General features: G+C 37.3%; 1 protein-coding gene and 1 pseudogene. One reads left to right on the top strand and one right to left on the bottom strand.

What is annotated here, in order from left to right; genetic code table 11:
* Positions 1-53: 53 nt before the first annotated feature.
* A pseudogene (locus AC5JMK_RS23805) lies at positions 54-365 on the bottom strand (hypothetical protein); the annotation flags it as partial.
* Between the two features lie 229 nt (positions 366-594).
* Between AC5JMK_RS23805 and AC5JMK_RS23800 the strand changes: the two are divergent.
* On the top strand, positions 595-822 hold the full coding sequence (locus tag AC5JMK_RS23800) for a helix-turn-helix domain-containing protein (RefSeq protein WP_096675668.1): 228 nt from the start codon (positions 595-597) through the stop codon (positions 820-822).
* Positions 823-866: the final 44 nt, after the last annotated feature.

The following is an 866-nucleotide window of genomic DNA, read 5'->3' as shown; positions in this document are numbered from 1 at the left end:
AAACTCAAAAATAAAGGCGACGCTGTCATCACAATTTAAATGCATAACAGCTTAGTACCTCCAAATGGCACATAAAAAATAAAAGCAAACAAAGCTTGGCGGGGATATTTGTAGGCGAGTGACATGACTATAATCCCCATTACTGCTGGAACTGCTGCTTTAATTCCAACTACTAAAAAAAGAATAAAGCCAAGAAATAAACCGCCACCAATTGCAGGAGTCAGTATATTAATTAGTTCTTGACGCGCCTGTGCTGCTTTGCGCTTTTGAGCTAAACGTTCTTTGAGGGTAAGGGTGGGAGTTTCCTGTTTTTTCTGCTTCTTAGTTTTTTTATTTTTCCGGGATTTGAGCTTTGATTTCGGCATGATTTGTTATCAATAAGCCTTTTGAATAGCCAATCATAGCCTTGGAAAGAATCAAATGTAAATAAATATACTGGTATAGGAATCATTAGATGAACCTCTTATAAGGGGTTGAGAAGCGGTTTCTACTTTAGTTGGTGAGAACCGCTTCTCTTATTTCATTATTTCCTAGTTAGTTGCGCTTTTCAGTAGGCGTAGTTAAATAACTTGTAAAATGTAGTAGTATATTGCTATGGATATGAAGCAGTTAAGAGAAAAAGTTGGTTTGAGGACAGTAGACATAGCATCAAAACTAGGAATTGCTGAGTCTACTGTTCGCAATTGGGACAGTGGTAGACATTCTCCTAGATTGTCTATTGAAGAGATTCCTAAATTCTTGGAGGTGTATCAATGTAGTCTTGAAGAAGCGATCGCTGCTGCAAAAGAAAGTAGAAGGAAGTTTGATGAAGCTAATTCCTGATTTAATCTTTTGTAAGCCGATGCATTCGTAATGTAAGCCCATAC

The organism is Pelatocladus sp., from assembly GCF_059505505.1.
This window is presented reverse-complemented; position numbering and strand designations above follow the sequence as displayed.